Source organism: Aureimonas altamirensis (genome assembly GCF_023702225.1).
GTDB classification, from domain to species: domain Bacteria; phylum Pseudomonadota; class Alphaproteobacteria; order Rhizobiales; family Rhizobiaceae; genus Aureimonas; species Aureimonas altamirensis_B.
The window spans coordinates 1-16,154 of record NZ_JAMQCO010000021.1; the positions used below are offsets into that span (position 1 = coordinate 1).

The 16,154-nt window shown below is 63.3% G+C and carries 11 protein-coding genes and 1 tRNA gene; all 12 read left to right on the top strand.

Annotated elements, in window-relative coordinates; translation table 11 throughout:
• The first annotated feature begins 227 nt into the window (after positions 1 to 227).
• Positions 228 to 303, top strand: a tRNA-Trp gene (locus tag NDN16_RS20440).
• 183 nt (positions 304 to 486) lie between these two features.
• Positions 487 to 687 (top strand): preprotein translocase subunit SecE, encoded by a 201-nt coding sequence (gene secE, locus NDN16_RS20445; RefSeq protein WP_039192507.1) that lies wholly within the window; start codon positions 487 to 489, stop codon positions 685 to 687.
• Between the two features lie 21 nt (positions 688 to 708).
• Positions 709 to 1,239 carry a transcription termination/antitermination protein NusG gene (gene nusG / locus NDN16_RS20450; protein ID WP_251115266.1) on the top strand — a complete coding sequence of 177 codons (531 nt, stop codon included), beginning with the start codon at positions 709 to 711 and terminating at the stop codon, positions 1,237 to 1,239.
• A gap of 147 nt (positions 1,240 to 1,386) precedes the next feature.
• Positions 1,387 to 1,815: a 50S ribosomal protein L11 gene (gene rplK / locus NDN16_RS20455; RefSeq protein ID WP_039192511.1), complete on the top strand. Its 429-nt coding sequence runs from the start codon at positions 1,387 to 1,389 to the stop codon at positions 1,813 to 1,815.
• Between the two features lie 4 nt (positions 1,816 to 1,819).
• Positions 1,820 to 2,521 carry a 50S ribosomal protein L1 gene (gene rplA / locus NDN16_RS20460; protein ID WP_251115267.1) on the top strand — a complete coding sequence of 234 codons (702 nt, stop codon included), beginning with the start codon at positions 1,820 to 1,822 and terminating at the stop codon, positions 2,519 to 2,521.
• Between the two features lie 375 nt (positions 2,522 to 2,896).
• Complete coding sequence (rplJ, locus tag NDN16_RS20465) at positions 2,897 to 3,415, top strand: 50S ribosomal protein L10 (protein WP_039192515.1); 519 nt, start codon at positions 2,897 to 2,899, stop codon at positions 3,413 to 3,415.
• 51 nt (positions 3,416 to 3,466) lie between these two features.
• On the top strand, positions 3,467 to 3,844 hold the full coding sequence (gene rplL / locus NDN16_RS20470) for a 50S ribosomal protein L7/L12 (protein WP_251115268.1): 378 nt from the start codon (positions 3,467 to 3,469) through the stop codon (positions 3,842 to 3,844).
• Between the two features lie 288 nt (positions 3,845 to 4,132).
• Positions 4,133 to 8,281, top strand: coding sequence for a DNA-directed RNA polymerase subunit beta (gene rpoB, locus NDN16_RS20475; protein ID WP_251115269.1), 4,149 nt, complete (start codon positions 4,133 to 4,135; stop codon positions 8,279 to 8,281).
• 135 nt (positions 8,282 to 8,416) lie between these two features.
• Positions 8,417 to 12,652 carry a DNA-directed RNA polymerase subunit beta' gene (gene rpoC, locus NDN16_RS20480; RefSeq protein WP_251115270.1) on the top strand — a complete coding sequence of 1,412 codons (4,236 nt, stop codon included), beginning with the start codon at positions 8,417 to 8,419 and terminating at the stop codon, positions 12,650 to 12,652.
• A gap of 395 nt (positions 12,653 to 13,047) precedes the next feature.
• Positions 13,048 to 13,419 carry a 30S ribosomal protein S12 gene (gene rpsL, locus NDN16_RS20485; RefSeq protein WP_039192521.1) on the top strand — a complete coding sequence of 124 codons (372 nt, stop codon included), beginning with the start codon at positions 13,048 to 13,050 and terminating at the stop codon, positions 13,417 to 13,419.
• A gap of 35 nt (positions 13,420 to 13,454) precedes the next feature.
• Entirely contained in the window at positions 13,455 to 13,925 is a 471-nt protein-coding gene (gene rpsG / locus NDN16_RS20490; RefSeq protein WP_039192523.1) for a 30S ribosomal protein S7, read from the top strand.
• Between the two features lie 30 nt (positions 13,926 to 13,955).
• A complete protein-coding gene (gene fusA / locus NDN16_RS20495; RefSeq protein WP_251115271.1) occupies positions 13,956 to 16,046 on the top strand; it encodes an elongation factor G in 2,091 nt (696 codons plus the stop codon).
• Positions 16,047 to 16,154 lie beyond the last annotated feature (108 nt).

The window sequence follows — 16,154 nt, forward strand, 5'->3', positions numbered from 1 at the left end:
ACCGTCGGCGCCGGCATCGTGTCCGCTATCGTCGAGTAATCGACGGGCGCAGCGCCTGCGTATTTGCGGCGGCCTTCGGGCCGCCGTTTTCGTTTCGGCGCGGCCTCGGCATTTCCTGCACGGAAGGCCGGCGAATCGACTTGCAAAATGCCGGCCTTGGCATTATTGCCGAGCGTGAAAGCCGGCCTTTGCGCCGGCGGTCGGACGCGCCATGGTGCGCCGTTCGTAGGGGTATAGCTCAGTTGGTAGAGCGGCGGTCTCCAAAACCGCAGGTCACAGGTTCGAGCCCTGTTGCCCCTGCCATTCGCTGTCTGCATCAGCGCCATCGGATCGATTGCGGGGCGGAGTGAAGCGCAAGGCGTGAACAAGAATCTTCCTTGCCCCTCTTGTGAATCGTTGCGCGGGACGCTAATACGCAGATCAACGGACACGAGGTGCGTGGGGCTGGGTCGTCAGCTTTTACGCGCCTAATGCCATGGGCGGTATATGGCCTCGAAGACAAATCCCTTCACGTTCCTTCAGCAGGTGCGGACCGAAGTCTCGAAAGTGACATGGCCCACCCGTCGGGAAACGTTGATCTCCACGATCATGGTTCTCATCATGGTCGTGTTCGCTGCTGCGTTCTTCTTTATAGCCGATCAGGCCCTCGGGTTCGCGGTCGGTTTCATCATGAGCGCTGGCCGCTGAGTGCAGGAAGGCAATCTAGGAATGGCAGCCCGTTGGTACATCGTTCACGCCTACTCGAATTTCGAGAAGAAGGTCGCTGAATCGATCGAGGAGCAGGCCCGGCAGAAGGGGCTCTCCGACAAGTTCGAGAAGATCCTCGTGCCGACCGAAAAGGTCGTCGAGGTGCGTCGCGGCCGCAAGGTGGATGCCGAGCGCAAGTTCTTCCCGGGCTATGTCCTCGTCAAGGCCGAGCTGACCGACCAGGTCTTCTCGCTGATCAAGAATACGCCGAAGGTCACGGGCTTCCTCGGGCCCGACAATCGGCCGGTGCCGATCTCGGAGGCGGAGGCCACGCATATCCTCAGCCAGGTGCAGGAGGGTGTCGAGCGGCCGAAGGCCAGCATCTCCTTCGATATCGGCGAGCAGGTGCGCGTTTCGGACGGGCCGTTCGCCTCGTTCAACGGCATCGTCCAGGAAGTCGATCAGGAGCGTGCCCGTCTCAAGGTGGAAGTGTCCATCTTCGGTCGTGCGACACCGGTCGATCTCGAATTCGGTCAGGTCGAAAAGGTCTGATCGTCAGGCCGCCTTCGGGCGGCTCCGGCGCGGAAGGCGTTCCGGCTTTTGCCGGCCGGGTCTCGCCGCACCGCGCCACTGCAAGCGGTCCGCCGTCATGGCGGTCCCATCGCCGGCAAGCCGGCATGAAGACAAAGGCAGAAAGAAATGGCTAAGAAAGTTGCAGGGCAGCTGAAGCTGCAGGTTGCCGCCGGATCCGCCACGCCGTCGCCGCCCATCGGCCCGGCTCTCGGTCAGCGCGGCATCAACATCATGGAGTTCTGCAAGGCGTTCAACGCGCAGACCCAGGAGATGGAGAAGGGCTCCCCGGTTCCGGTGGTCATCACCTATTACCAGGACAAGTCGTTCACCTTCGTGATGAAGACGCCTCCGGTCACCTTCTTCCTCAAGAAGGCGGCAAACATCAAGTCGGGCTCCAAGGAGCCGGGCAAGGCGGGCGCCGGCAAGGTCACGCGCGACCAGGTCCGCGAGATCGCCGAAAAGAAGATGAAGGACCTCAACGCGAACGACGTTGATGCGGCAATGGCGATGGTCGAGGGCTCCGCCCGCTCCATGGGCCTGGAAGTGGTGGGCTGAGACGATGGCTAAGATCGGCAAGCGTATTTCGAAGGCCCGCGACGGCCTGGACCGCGACAAGCTCTACGACATCGCCGATGCGGTGAAGCTGCTCAAGGACCGCGCCACGGCGAAGTTCGACGAGACTATCGAGGTCGCCATGAACCTCGGCGTCGATCCGCGCCATGCGGACCAGATGGTCCGCGGCGTCGTCAACCTGCCCAACGGCACGGGCCGTACCGTTCGCGTCGCGGTCTTCGCGCGCGGCGACAAGGCCGAAGAGGCAAAGGCCGCCGGCGCCGATATCGTCGGCGCCGAAGACCTGGTCGAGAAGGTGCAGGGCGGCGAGATCGACTTCGATCGCGCCATCGCGACGCCCGACATGATGGGTCTCGTCGGCCGTCTCGGCAAGGTGCTCGGCCCGCGTGGCCTCATGCCGAACCCGCGTGTCGGCACGGTTACGCCGGACGTCGCGGCAGCCGTCAAGGCTTCCAAGGGCGGTGCGGTCGAGTTCCGCGTCGAGAAGGCCGGCATCGTGCATGCCGGCGTCGGCAAGGCTTCCTTCGGCGCCGATGCGCTGGTCGAAAACATTCGTGCCTTCGCCGATGCGGTCCAGAAGGCCAAGCCTTCGGGCGCCAAGGGCACCTACGTCCAGCGCGTCGCGCTGTCGTCGACCATGGGCCCGGGCCTCAAGATCGACCCTTCGACGGTGCAGGCGCAGGCCTGACCCGACCAGGGGGTTAACAGGGCAGGATCGCACACCTATATGTGCGTCCTTCCCTGATTGAATTCCCGGGCCTTCGGGCCCGGGTGTGCGAAGGCCGGAAACGGTCTTCGTTTCCTGTCCGAGATTGCAGGCGAGGGCCGGTCCGTCCGGTCGTCTTAATCCACAAGCCTGCATGAGACGGTGAGAGTTCCGGATTTCCCGGGGGGTAACCCCGGTGTTTGGTTCGAACCTCTGAATGCCTTGAGCTGACGATGCGGGGCCCTATGCGGCTCCAGTGACGCCAAGGGGACAGGATCCTCGCTGTCGCCCGGATGATCCGGGCGGCGAAGGCAACCGGAGCGTCCCGCAAGGGAAGGCTCCAACTGGAGAGTGGCAGTGGACAGAGCGGAAAAGCGCGAGTTCGTCACCGATCTTCACGAGACCTTCAAGGACTCGGGGTCGATCGTGGTGGCTCGCTACGCCGGTCTCACCGTCGCGCAGATGAACGATCTTCGTTCCAAGATGCGCGAGCAGGGTGGCACCGTCAAAGTCGCGAAGAACCGTCTTGCCAAAATCGCTCTTCAAGGCACCGACGCCGAGGAGATCAGCAATCTGTTCGAAGGACAGACCCTGATCGCCTATTCGACCGATCCGGTCGCGGCGCCGAAGGTGGCCAACGATTTCGCCAAGGGCAATGACAAGCTTGTCATCCTCGGCGGAGCCATGGGCACCACCGCCCTCGACGCCGACGGGGTGAAGGCTCTCGCCTCGCTTCCGTCGCTCGACGAGCTGCGCGCCAAGCTGATCGCCATGGTGCAGACGCCGGCTACCCGCATCGCGGGTGTGGTCGCAGCGCCTGCAGGCCAGCTCGCACGCGTGTTCGGGGCATATGCCAAGAAGGACGAGGCGGCGTGAGGATTGTTCCTCGCTGCATTCTGATTATTCGAACCTTAAGGGAATACTACAATGGCTGATCTCGCCAAGATCGTTGAAGACCTGTCCAGCCTGACCGTCCTCGAGGCGGCTGAGCTGTCGAAGATGCTGGAAGAGAAGTGGGGCGTTTCCGCCGCTGCTCCGGTTGCCGTCGCGGCTGCCGGTGGCGCCGGCGCTGCTGCCGCCGTCGAGGAAGAGAAGACCGAGTTCGACGTGATCCTCGCCGATGCCGGCGCGCAGAAGATCAACGTCATCAAGGAAGTCCGTGCGATCACGGGTCTCGGCCTCAAGGAAGCCAAGGACCTCGTCGACGGCGCTCCGAAGCCGGTCAAGGAAGGCGTGTCCAAGGACGAAGCCGCGAAGATCAAGGACCAGCTCGAGAAGGCTGGCGCCAAGGTCGACGTCAAGTAATTGCGCTTCTGGCGCAAGCCGGCGTGAAATTGGTGGGCGGGACGGCTTTTTGCCGTTCCGCCTTCCGTGCTGCCGCCGCAGGCCACCATGGAGGTGGCTTCCGGCAGGCGGCGCCCGCTTCTTTCCGATGGTCCGGTTTCCGCCGGCGGGCACTCGGGAAGACGCGGATGGGCCGATGGTCCGCATAGGTCTAAGCCGCCTTCGAGAGGGCGGTGGGGCTGTCCCGACCGGGATGGTTCCGGAGTTTGAGCCCTTCGGCGAGGGCACTGTCGAGAGCAAGGAGCGACGATGTCTCAGACGACGACGTTTAGCGGTCGCAGGCGCGTACGCAAGTTCTTCGGGCATATTCCCGAGGTTGCCGAAATGCCCAATCTGATCGAGGTGCAGAAAGCATCCTACGATCAGTTCCTCATGGTGGACGAGCCGAATGGCGGTCGTCCCGACGAGGGGCTTCAGTCCGTTTTCAAGTCTGTCTTCCCGATTTCCGATTTTTCGGGACATTCGATGCTGGAATTCGTCAAGTACGAGTTCGAGCAGCCGAAGTTCGATGTCGACGAGTGCCGGCAACGCGACCTGACCTTCGCGGCGCCCCTCAAGGTGACGTTGCGGCTCATCGTGTTCGATGTCGACGAGGATACCGGCTCCAAGTCCATCAAGGACATCAAGGAGCAGGACGTCTACATGGGCGACATGCCGCTGATGACGTCCAACGGCACCTTCATCGTCAACGGCACCGAGCGGGTCATCGTCTCGCAGATGCACCGTTCGCCGGGCGTCTTCTTCGACCATGACAAGGGCAAGAGCCACTCTTCGGGCAAGCTGCTCTTCGCGGCGCGGGTCATTCCGTATCGCGGTTCCTGGCTCGACATCGAGTTCGACGCCAAGGACATCGTCTATGCGCGCATCGATCGCCGCCGCAAGATTCCGGTGACGAGCCTCCTGATGGCGCTGGGCATGGATGGGGAAGAGATCCTTTCCACCTTCTACAACGTCATCCAGTTCGAGAAGGACGCCAAGGGCTGGCGCATTCCGTTCTCGATGGAGCGCGTCCGCGGCCAGAAGCCGATGACGGATCTTGTCGATGCCGATTCGGGTGAGATCCTGGTCGAGGCCGGCAAGAAGGTCACGGCGCGTCAGGCCCGCCAGTTGAAGGACAAGGGCGTCAAGGCGCTGCGCGCCTCCGACGAGGACCTGTTCGGAAACTACCTCGCGGAAGATATCGTCAACGTCCAGACGGGCGAAGTCTATCTCGAGGCCGGCGACGAGATCGACGAGAAGACCCTCAAGGTGCTGGTGGACGCCGGCTACGAGGATATCTCCGTCCTCGACATCGACCATGTCACCGTCGGGGCCTACATCCGCAACACGCTTGCGGCCGACAAGAACGAGACGCGCCAGGACGCGCTGTTCGACATCTATCGGGTCATGCGTCCGGGTGAGCCGCCCACGATGGAAACCGCCGAGGCGATGTTCCAGTCGCTGTTCTTCGACGCCGAGCGCTACGATCTGTCGGCCGTCGGCCGCGTCAAGATGAACATGCGTCTGGACGTCGACGCCGAGGATACGGTGCGCGTCCTGCGCAAGGAGGACATCGTCGCCGTGGTGCGCACGCTGGTCGACCTGCGTGACGGCAAGGGCGAGATCGACGACATCGACAATCTGGGCAACCGTCGCGTCCGCTCGGTGGGCGAGTTGATGGAGAACCAGTACCGCGTCGGCCTGCTGCGCATGGAGCGCGCCATCAAGGAGCGCATGTCCTCGGTCGAGATCGACACGGTCATGCCGCAGGATCTCATCAACGCCAAGCCGGCGGCTGCAGCCGTGCGCGAGTTCTTCGGATCCTCGCAGCTTTCGCAGTTCATGGACCAGACCAACCCGCTCTCCGAGATCACGCACAAGCGCCGCATCTCGGCGCTCGGACCCGGCGGTCTGACGCGCGAGCGCGCCGGCTTCGAGGTGCGCGACGTGCACCCGACGCATTACGGCCGCATCTGCCCGATCGAGACGCCGGAAGGGCCGAACATCGGCCTGATCAACTCGCTGGCCACCTTTGCGCGCGTCAACAAGTACGGCTTCATCGAAAGCCCGTATCGCCGCGTGGTCGAGGGCAAGGTCACGCACGACGTGGTCTACCTTTCCGCAATGGAAGAGGCCAAGCACCACGTCGCGCAGGCCAATGCCGTCCTGACCGACGAGAACACCTTCGTGGACGATCTGGTGGTCTGCCGGCACGCCGGCGACAACGTGATCACCCCGCGCGAGAACATCGACCTTATGGACGTGTCGCCGAAGCAGATCGTTTCGGTGGCCGCGGCGCTCATCCCGTTTCTCGAGAACGACGACGCCAACCGCGCGCTCATGGGTTCGAACATGCAGCGTCAGGCCGTGCCCCTGGTGCGTGCCGAAGCGCCGTTCGTCGGCACCGGCATGGAGCCGGTGGTCGCGCGCGATTCCGGCGCGGCCATCGCGGCCCGGCGGACGGGCGTCGTCGATCAGGTCGATGCCACGCGTATCGTCATCCGTGCGACGGAAGACCTCGAGGCCGGCAAGTCCGGCGTCGATATCTATCGCCTGATGAAGTTCCAGCGTTCCAACCAGTCCACCTGCATCAACCAGCGGCCGCTGGTGAAAATGGGTGACCGGGTCCGGAAGGGCGACATCATCGCGGACGGTCCGTCCACCGATCTCGGCGATCTGGCCCTCGGCCGCAACGTGCTCGTCGCGTTCATGCCCTGGAACGGCTACAACTACGAGGATTCGATCCTCCTGTCCGAGCGCATCGTCGCCGACGACGTCTTCACCTCGATCCACATCGAGGAGTTCGAGGTCATGGCGCGCGACACCAAGCTTGGACCCGAGGAGATCACGCGCGATATTCCGAACGTCTCGGAAGAAGCGTTGAAGAACCTCGATGAGGCCGGCATCGTCTATATCGGCGCCGAGGTCCAGCCGGGCGACATCCTCGTCGGCAAGATCACGCCCAAGGGCGAAAGCCCGATGACGCCGGAAGAGAAGCTCCTGCGCGCCATCTTCGGCGAGAAGGCGTCCGATGTCCGCGACACGTCGAGCCGTATGCCTCCCGGCACCTACGGCACGGTCGTCGAGGTTCGCGTCTTCAACCGGCACGGCGTCGAGAAGGACGAGCGCGCCATGGCCATCGAGCGCGAGGAGATCGAGCGCCTGGCCAAGGACCGCGACGACGAGCAGGCTATCCTGGACCGCAACGTCTATGGTCGCCTGGTCGAGATGCTCGACGGCAAGTCGGCGGTAGCCGGACCCAAGGGCTTCAAGAAGGGCACGACCTTGTCGGCGTCCGTCATCCAGGAATATCCCCGCTCGCAGTGGTGGATGTTCGCCGTGGAGGACGAGAAGCTCCAGGGCGAGCTGGAAGACCTTCGCAACGTCTACGACGAGTCCAAGAAGACGCTTGAAGGGCGCTTCATGGACAAGGTCGAGAAGGTGCAGCGCGGCGACGAGCTGCCCCCCGGCGTCATGAAGCAGGTCAAGGTCTTCGTCGCGGTCAAGCGCAAGATCCAGCCGGGCGACAAGATGGCCGGCCGTCACGGCAACAAGGGCGTGGTCTCGCGGATCGTACCGGTTGAGGATATGCCCTTCACCGAGGACGGCACGCATGTCGACATCGTTCTCAATCCGCTCGGCGTGCCGTCGCGCATGAATGTCGGGCAGATCCTCGAGACACATCTCGGCTGGGCCTGCGCCGGCATGGGCCGCCGTATCGGCGAGCTGCTGGAGCAGTACCAGGAGAGCCACGACGTGAAGCCTTTGCGGACGGAGATCTCCGGTCTGCTCGGGGACAGCGATCGCAACGAGAAGGTGGCCGTATTCGATGACGACTCCGTCGTCACGCTGGCGCGCCAGATGAAGCGCGGCGTCTCCATCGCGACGCCGGTCTTCGACGGCGCGAACGAGCACGACATCGTCGAGATGCTGGAGAAGGCCGGGCTGAACGGTTCGGGTCAGGTCACGCTCTACGACGGGCGTACCGGCGAACCGTTCGATCGTCAGGTGACCGTCGGCTACATCTACATGCTGAAGCTGCACCATCTGGTGGACGACAAGATCCACGCGCGGTCCATCGGACCGTACTCGCTGGTCACGCAGCAGCCACTGGGCGGCAAGGCGCAGTTCGGCGGCCAGCGCTTCGGCGAGATGGAGGTCTGGGCCCTGGAAGCGTATGGCGCGGCCTACACGCTGCAGGAGATGCTCACGGTCAAGTCCGACGACGTGGCCGGCCGCACCAAGGTGTACGAGTCGATCGTCCGCGGCGACGATGCCTTCGAGTCCGGCATTCCAGAGAGCTTCAACGTTCTCGTCAAGGAAATGCGCTCGCTCGGTCTCGACGTCGACCTGTCGAACGTGTCCGAACAGCCGCAGGCGGCAAACCGGGACGACCAGTTGCCCGACGCAGCCGAGTAATCGGCAGGGCGCGCCCGGAAGGGGCGCGCCGGGCCATCGCCGCCTGTCGCGGCGCTGGCCTCACCACCGGGATTATCGTTGTGCGTCGTTGGCGCGGCGTAGCGGGGCATTGAGGCCCCAGAAGGAGAAAGCACCATGAATCAAGAGGTCATGAATCTCTTCAATCCTCAGGTGCAGGCCCAGTCTTTCGATTCGATCCGGATCTCGTTGGCGAGCCCGGAGAAGATCCTTTCCTGGTCGTTCGGCGAGATCAAGAAGCCCGAGACGATCAACTACCGGACCTTCAAGCCCGAGCGCGACGGCCTGTTCTGCGCCCGCATCTTCGGTCCGATCAAGGACTACGAGTGCTTGTGCGGCAAGTACAAGCGCATGAAGTACAAGGGCATCATCTGCGAGAAGTGCGGCGTCGAGGTTACCCTCTCGCGCGTGCGCCGCGAGCGGATGGGCCATATCGAGCTGGCCGCGCCTGTCGCTCACATCTGGTTCCTGAAGTCCCTGCCGAGCCGCATCGGCACGCTGCTCGACATGACGCTCAAGGATATCGAGCGCGTCCTGTACTTCGAGAACTACATCGTCACCGAGCCTGGTCTCACCGCCCTCAAGGAGCATCAGCTCCTGACGGAGGAAGAGTATCTGATCGCGACCGAGGAGTATGGTGAGGATTCCTTCACCGCGCTCATCGGCGCCGAGGCGATCCAGGAACTCCTGTCCTCCATGGACCTGGAGAAGATCGCCGGCGACCTGCGCGCCGAGCTGGCCGAGACGACGTCCGATCTGAAGACGAAGAAGCTGATGAAGCGTCTGAAGATCGTCGAGAACTTCCTGGAGTCGGGCAACCGGCCCGAATGGATGATCATGAGTGTCGTTCCGGTGATCCCGCCGGACCTGCGTCCGCTGGTGCCGCTGGATGGCGGGCGTTTCGCGACGTCCGACCTCAACGACCTGTACCGCCGCGTCATCAACCGCAACAACCGCCTCAAGCGGCTGATAGAGTTGCGCGCGCCGGGCATCATCATCCGCAACGAGAAGCGCATGCTGCAGGAGGCCGTCGACGCGCTGTTCGACAATGGCCGCCGCGGTCGCGTCATCACGGGCGCCAACAAGCGTCCGCTGAAGTCGCTCTCGGACATGCTCAAGGGCAAGCAGGGCCGTTTCCGGCAGAACCTGCTCGGCAAGCGCGTGGACTATTCCGGCCGCTCGGTCATCGTGACCGGCCCGGAGTTGAAGCTCCATCAATGCGGTCTGCCCAAGAAGATGGCGCTGGAGCTGTTCAAGCCGTTCATCTATGCGCGCCTCGACGCCAAGGGCTATTCCTCCACGGTCAAGCAGGCCAAGAAGCTGGTCGAGAAGGAGCGTCCGGAAGTCTGGGATATCCTGGACGAGGTCATCCGCGAGCACCCGGTTCTCTTGAACCGCGCGCCGACGCTGCATCGTCTGGGCATCCAGGCCTTCGAGCCGGTCCTCATCGAGGGCAAGGCGATCCAGCTTCATCCGCTGGTCTGCACGGCCTTCAATGCCGACTTCGACGGCGACCAGATGGCCGTCCACGTTCCGCTCTCCATCGAGGCGCAGCTGGAAGCGCGCGTCCTGATGATGTCCACCAACAACATCCTGCACCCGGCCAACGGACAGCCGATCATCGTGCCGTCGCAGGACATGGTCCTCGGCCTCTACTACCTCTCGATCATGAACGAGAACGAGCCCGGACAGGGCATGGCGTTCTCCGACATCGGCGAGATGGAGCATGCGCTCCACGCGAAGTCGATCACGCTGCACACCAAGATCCGGGGACGCTTCAAGTCGGTCGACAAGGACGGCAAGCTCGTTTCCAAGGTCTACGAGACGACGCCGGGCCGCCTGCTGATCGGTCAGCTCCTGCCGAAGAACGTGAACATTCCATTCGACATCGCCAACGAGCTGATGACGAAGAAGAATATCTCGCGCCTCATCGATCAGGTCTATCGTCACTGCGGCCAGAAGGAGACGGTGATCTTCTGCGACCGGATCATGCAGCTCGGCTTCAAGCATGCGTGCATGGCCGGCATTTCCTTCGGCAAGGATGACATGCTCATCCCCGACACGAAGGAAAAGCTGATCGCCGAGACGCAGGCGCTCGCGAAGGAATACGAGCAGCAGTACAATGACGGCCTGATCACCCAGGGCGAGAAGTACAACAAGGTGGTCGACGCCTGGGCCAAGTGCACGGACAAGATCGCCGAAGAGATGATGGCCCGCATCAAGGCGGTCGAGTTCGACGATGGCGGCCGCCAGCGTCCGATGAACTCGATCTACATGATGTCGCACTCCGGTGCGCGCGGCTCGCCGACGCAGATGCGCCAGCTCGCCGCGATGCGCGGCCTGATGACCAAGCCGTCGGGCGAGATCATCGAGACGCCGATCATCTCCAACTTCAAGGAAGGCCTGACGGTTCTCGAATACTTCAACTCCACCCACGGCGCCCGCAAGGGCCTCGCGGATACGGCGTTGAAGACGGCGAACTCGGGCTACCTGACGCGTCGTCTCGTCGACGTGGCGCAGGACTGCATCATCACGCAGTCCGACTGCGGCACGCAGAACGGCCTGACCATGCAGCCCATCGTCGATGCCGGCCAGGTGGTCGCGACGCTCGGGCAGCGCGTCCTTGGCCGCACCGCGCTCGAGGATGTCGTCCATCCCGTCACGGGCGAAGTTCTGGTCGAAGGTGGCCACAACATCGCCGAGCGCGATGTCGAGGTGATCGAGAAGGCCGGCGTGCAGTCGATCAAGATCCGCTCGGCGCTGACCTGCGAGGTCCGCACGGGCATCTGCGCGGTCTGCTACGGACGCGATCTGGCCCGCGGAACGCCGGTCAACATGGGCGAGGCCGTCGGCGTCATCGCGGCGCAGTCGATCGGCGAGCCGGGCACGCAGCTGACCATGCGGACCTTCCACATGGGCGGTACGGCGCAGGTCGTCGACCAGTCCTTCCTGGAAGCCTCGTACGAGGGCACGGTCAAGATCCGCAACCGCAACGTGGTGCGCGACTCCGAAGGGCGTCTCGTGGCCATGGGCCGCAACATGGCGATCCTGATCCTCGATCAGGGCGGCAAGGAGCGGGCCAGCCACCGGGTAACCTACGGTTCGCGCATCTTCGTCGACGATGGCGACAAGGTGCGTCGCGGTCAGCGTATCGCCGAGTGGGATCCCTATACCCGCCCGGTGCTCACCGAGCTGGAAGGCACCGTCGAGTTCGAGGATCTGGTCGAGGGCCTGTCGGTCTCCGAGCAGGCCGACGAGTCGACCGGCATCACCAAGCGCCAGGTCATCGACTGGCGCGCCAACCCGCGCGGTTCCGACCTGAAGCCGGCCATCGTCATCAAGGGCCCCGATGGCGAGGTGCTGAAGCTGCAGCGCGGCTCCGACGCCCGCTATCTCCTGTCCGTCGATGCGATTCTGTCGGTGGAGCCGGGTGCCCGGGTGAAGGCGGGTGACGTCCTGTCGCGTATTCCGATGGAAAGCGCGAAGACGAAGGATATCACCGGTGGTCTGCCGCGCGTCGCCGAGCTGTTCGAGGCCCGTCGTCCGAAGGACAATGCGGTGATCGCAGAGATCGACGGCACGGTGCGCTTCGGCCGCGACTACAAGAACAAGCGCCGCATCGTCATCGAGCCGCACGAGGACGGCGTCGAGCCGGTGGAGTATCTCATCCCGAAGGGCAAGCCGTTCCATCTCCAGGAAGGCGACATCATCGAGAAGGGCGACTACATCCTCGACGGCAACCCGGCCCCGCACGACATCCTGGCGATCCGGGGCGTCGAGGCGCTGGCTTCCTACCTCGTCAACGAGATCCAGGAAGTGTACCGCCTGCAGGGAGTGCTGATCAACGACAAGCACATCGAGGTGATCGTCCGGCAGATGCTGCAGAAGGTCGAGATCGTCGACTCGGGCGATTCCGGCTATATTCCGGGCGACAATGTCGACCGGATCGAGCTGGCCGAGCTGAACGAGAAGCTGGAAGAGGAAGGCAAGAAGCCTGCCTCCGGCGTGCCGGTGCTGCTCGGCATCACCAAGGCCTCGCTGCAGACGCCGTCCTTCATCTCGGCGGCGTCCTTCCAGGAGACGACCCGCGTCCTCACCGAGGCGGCGGTTGCCGGCAAGACCGACACGCTGCAGGGCCTCAAGGAGAACGTGATCGTCGGCCGCCTGATTCCCGCCGGCACCGGCGGAATGATGACGCAGATCCGGCGCATCGCGACCTCGCGGGACGACCTGATCATCGATGACAAGCGCAAGACGTCGGCTGCCGGCCAGCCCGACAACCTTCTGTCCGACATGTCCGGATCGGGCCAGATGCCCGACGGCGTGCGGCGGGCGGAAGGCAATCTTCGCTGACCGAAAGGATGAAGGGCGGGGCCGGGCAACCGGCCCCGCCCTTCGGCCGTCACGGCCGAACGCCCGTCATGGACACGGGACCGCAAAGATAAGTTCTGCTTGTATTGCGGGGGGTTGACGATGACAGGCGGAATCGTTAAACACCGCGCAACAGAGCCGATGTGAAGCCAGTTTCGTTCCAGGACGCCGCGTCCGGGACATTCGTTTCAAACAAGGCTCAGTTCAACGAGACGCACCATCGCTGGTCGCATGATCGGGTTTCCGGTCCTCTGCTTTGTGCCGGGCAGTCCGCAATATGCGGATGGTTTGCCCGGCTTCGTGTATGAGCCATCCGGCTCATCCGGCGATTGGCGTCGCGTTTTGAACCGAGACGAGAAAGAAGAGGGAAGGTTGGGATGCCGACCATTAACCAGCTGATCCGCAAGCCGCGCGTTCGTCCTACCGAGCGCAACACGGTTCCGGCTCTCCAGGCCAACCCGCAGAAGCGGGGCGTTTGCACTCGCGTCTACACGACGACCCCGAAGAAGCCGAACTCGGCTCTCCGCAAGGTCGCCAAGGTGCGCCTGGTCAATGGCTTCGAAGTCATCGGCTACATTCCGGGCGAGGGTCATAACCTTCAGGAGCACTCCGTGGTGATGATCCGCGGCGGCCGCGTGAAGGACCTTCCGGGTGTGCGCTATCACATCATTCGCGGCGTGCTGGATACGCAGGGCGTCAAGGATCGCAAGCAGCGCCGTTCCAAGTACGGCGCGAAGCGTCCGAAGTAAGCCTGCACGTCAGATCGAGAACGAGAGACCAATAGATGTCCCGTCGCCATTCTGCTGAAAAGCGCGAGATCAATCCGGATCCGAAGTTCGGTGACCTGGTTGTCACGAAGTTCATGAATGCCATCATGTACGATGGCAAGAAGTCGGTCGCCGAGCGCATCGTCTACGGTGCCTTCGACTCCATCCACGAGAAGAGCCGCCAGGAATCGCTGGTGATCTTCCATCAGGCGCTCGAGAACGTCGCTCCGCACGTCGAGGTTCGTTCGCGCCGCGTCGGCGGTGCAACCTACCAGGTTCCGGTCGATGTCCGTCCCGAGCGCCGTCAGGCGCTGGCGATCCGCTGGCTGATCACGGCTGCGCGCAACCGCAACGAGACGACGATGGTCGACCGCCTGTCGGGCGAGCTTCTCGATGCCGCCAACAACCGGGGTACCGCAGTCAAGAAGCGCGAAGACACGCACCGCATGGCGGAAGCGAACCGCGCCTTCTCGCACTACCGCTGGTAATCCCGAAGCTGATATCGAAAGGCGACGCTTATGGCCCGCGAATATAAGATCGAGGACTACCGCAACTTCGGCATCATGGCCCACATCGATGCCGGGAAGACCACGACCACCGAGCGGATCCTGTTCTACACCGGCAAGTCCCACAAGATCGGCGAAGTCCATGACGGCGCCGCTACGATGGACTGGATGGAGCAGGAGCAGGAGCGCGGCATCACAATCACGTCTGCTGCCACGACCACCTTCTGGGAAGGTCGTGACGGCAAGAAGCGTCGCTTCAACATCATCGATACGCCGGGCCACGTCGACTTCACCATCGAGGTCGAGCGTTCGCTGCGCGTACTCGATGGCGCGATCGCGCTTCTCGATGCCAATGCCGGCGTCGAGCCCCAGACCGAGACGGTCTGGCGCCAGGCCGACAAGTATCACGTCCCGCGGATGATCTTCGTCAACAAGATGGACAAGACGGGCGCGGATTTCTTCCGCTGCGTCGAGATGATCAAGTCGCGCCTCGGTGCGCGTGCGATCGTCGTCCAGCTGCCGATCGGCGCCGAGAACGACTTCAAGGGCGTCATCGACCTGATCGAGATGAAGGCCCTGATCTGGCGCGACGAGACCCTCGGAGCCCAGTGGGATGTCGTCGAGATTCCCGCAGAGCTGGCCGACCAGGCCGCCGAGTACCGTGAGCTGATGATCGAGGCCGCCGTCGAAGTCGACGAAGCCGCGATGGAAGCCTATCTCGAAGGCACGATGCCGACGGTCGAAGAGCTGCGTCGCCTGATCCGCAAGGGTACCTGCGACGTCTGGTTCACGCCGGTCCTGTGCGGCTCGGCCTTCAAGAACAAGGGCGTTCAGCCTCTTCTCGACGCCGTCGTCGATTTCCTGCCGTCCCCGGTCGAAGTGCCGGCGATCAAGGGCATCGACCCGAAGACCGAGACGGAGACCACGCGTGCGTCGTCGGACGACGAGCCGTTGTCGATGCTCGCCTTCAAGATCATGAACGATCCCTTCGTCGGTTCGCTCACCTTCTGCCGCATCTACTCCGGCAAGCTCGCCAAGGGCGTGTCGCTGCAGAATACGGTCAAGGAGAAGAAGGAACGCATCGGGCGCATGCTGCAGATGCACTCCAACTCGCGTGAGGACATCGAAGAGGCCTATGCCGGCGATATCGTCGCCCTGGCCGGCCTCAAGGAAGTCACCACCGGCGATACGCTGTGCGACCCGCTGAAGCCCGTGATCCTGGAGCGGATGGAATTCCCCGAGCCGGTCATCGAGATCGCGATCGAGCCGAAGACCAAGGGCGACCAGGAAAAGATGGGCCTCGCGCTCAACCGCTTGGCCGCCGAGGATCCGTCCTTCCGCGTCAAGACCGACGAAGAATCCGGACAGACGATCATCGCCGGCATGGGCGAGCTTCATCTGGACATCCTCGTCGACCGCATGAAGCGCGAGTTCAAGGTCGAGGCCAATATCGGCGCTCCTCAGGTTGCGTACCGCGAGACCATCAGCCGCAAGGCCGAGGTCGACTACACGCACAAGAAGCAGACCGGCGGTACGGGCCAGTTCGCCCGCGTCAAGATGGTCTTCGAGCCGGCCGAACTCGGCGAAGGCTTCAGCTTCGAGTCGAAGATCGTCGGCGGTGCGGTGCCCAAGGAGTACATCCCGGGCGTCAACAAGGGTGTTGAATCCGTGATGACCTCCGGTCCTCTGGCCGGGTTCCCCATGGTCGACATCAAGGCCGAGCTGATCGACGGCGCCTACCACGACGTCGACTCCTCGGTCCTCGCCTTCGAGATCGCGTCGCGGGCGGCGTTCCGCGAAGCCATCCAGAAGGCCGGCCCCAAGCTGCTCGAGCCGATCATGAAGGTCGAGGTCGTGACGCCCGAGGATTACGTCGGCGACGTGATCGGTGACCTGAACTCCCGCCGTGGCCAGATCCAGGGTACGGAGAACCGGGGCATCGTGACCGCGGTCAACGCCATGGTCCCGCTGGCGAACATGTTCGGCTACGTGAACACGCTGCGTTCCATGTCGCAGGGGCGTGCGCAGTACTCGATGCAGTTCGACCACTATGAGCAGGTGCCGAACCAGGTCGCAGAAGAGATCCAGAAGAAATACGCCTGACCCGCCCGGGACAGGCATTCCTTCAAGGCCTGCGGGCCTGACGAAATTTGATTGGAGAGCCAGATGGCCAAGAGCAAATTCGAGCGTAACAAGCCGCACGTGAACATC

What these genes read in the sequence shown, in the direction of transcription:
- secE (WP_039192507.1), top strand. Translation starts at nt 487, where the DNA reads ATGGCCTCGAAGACAAATCCCTTCACGTTCCTTCAGCAGGTGCGGACC.
- nusG (WP_251115266.1), top strand. Translation starts at nt 709, where the DNA reads ATGGCAGCCCGTTGGTACATCGTTCACGCCTACTCGAATTTCGAGAAG.
- rplK (WP_039192511.1), top strand. Translation starts at nt 1,387, where the DNA reads ATGGCTAAGAAAGTTGCAGGGCAGCTGAAGCTGCAGGTTGCCGCCGGA.
- rplA (WP_251115267.1), top strand. Translation starts at nt 1,820, where the DNA reads ATGGCTAAGATCGGCAAGCGTATTTCGAAGGCCCGCGACGGCCTGGAC.
- rplL (WP_251115268.1), top strand. Translation starts at nt 3,467, where the DNA reads ATGGCTGATCTCGCCAAGATCGTTGAAGACCTGTCCAGCCTGACCGTC.
- rpoB (WP_251115269.1), top strand. Translation starts at nt 4,133, where the DNA reads ATGTCTCAGACGACGACGTTTAGCGGTCGCAGGCGCGTACGCAAGTTC.
- rpoC (WP_251115270.1), top strand. Translation starts at nt 8,417, where the DNA reads ATGAATCAAGAGGTCATGAATCTCTTCAATCCTCAGGTGCAGGCCCAG.
- rpsL (WP_039192521.1), top strand. Translation starts at nt 13,048, where the DNA reads ATGCCGACCATTAACCAGCTGATCCGCAAGCCGCGCGTTCGTCCTACC.
- rpsG (WP_039192523.1), top strand. Translation starts at nt 13,455, where the DNA reads ATGTCCCGTCGCCATTCTGCTGAAAAGCGCGAGATCAATCCGGATCCG.
- fusA (WP_251115271.1), top strand. Translation starts at nt 13,956, where the DNA reads ATGGCCCGCGAATATAAGATCGAGGACTACCGCAACTTCGGCATCATG.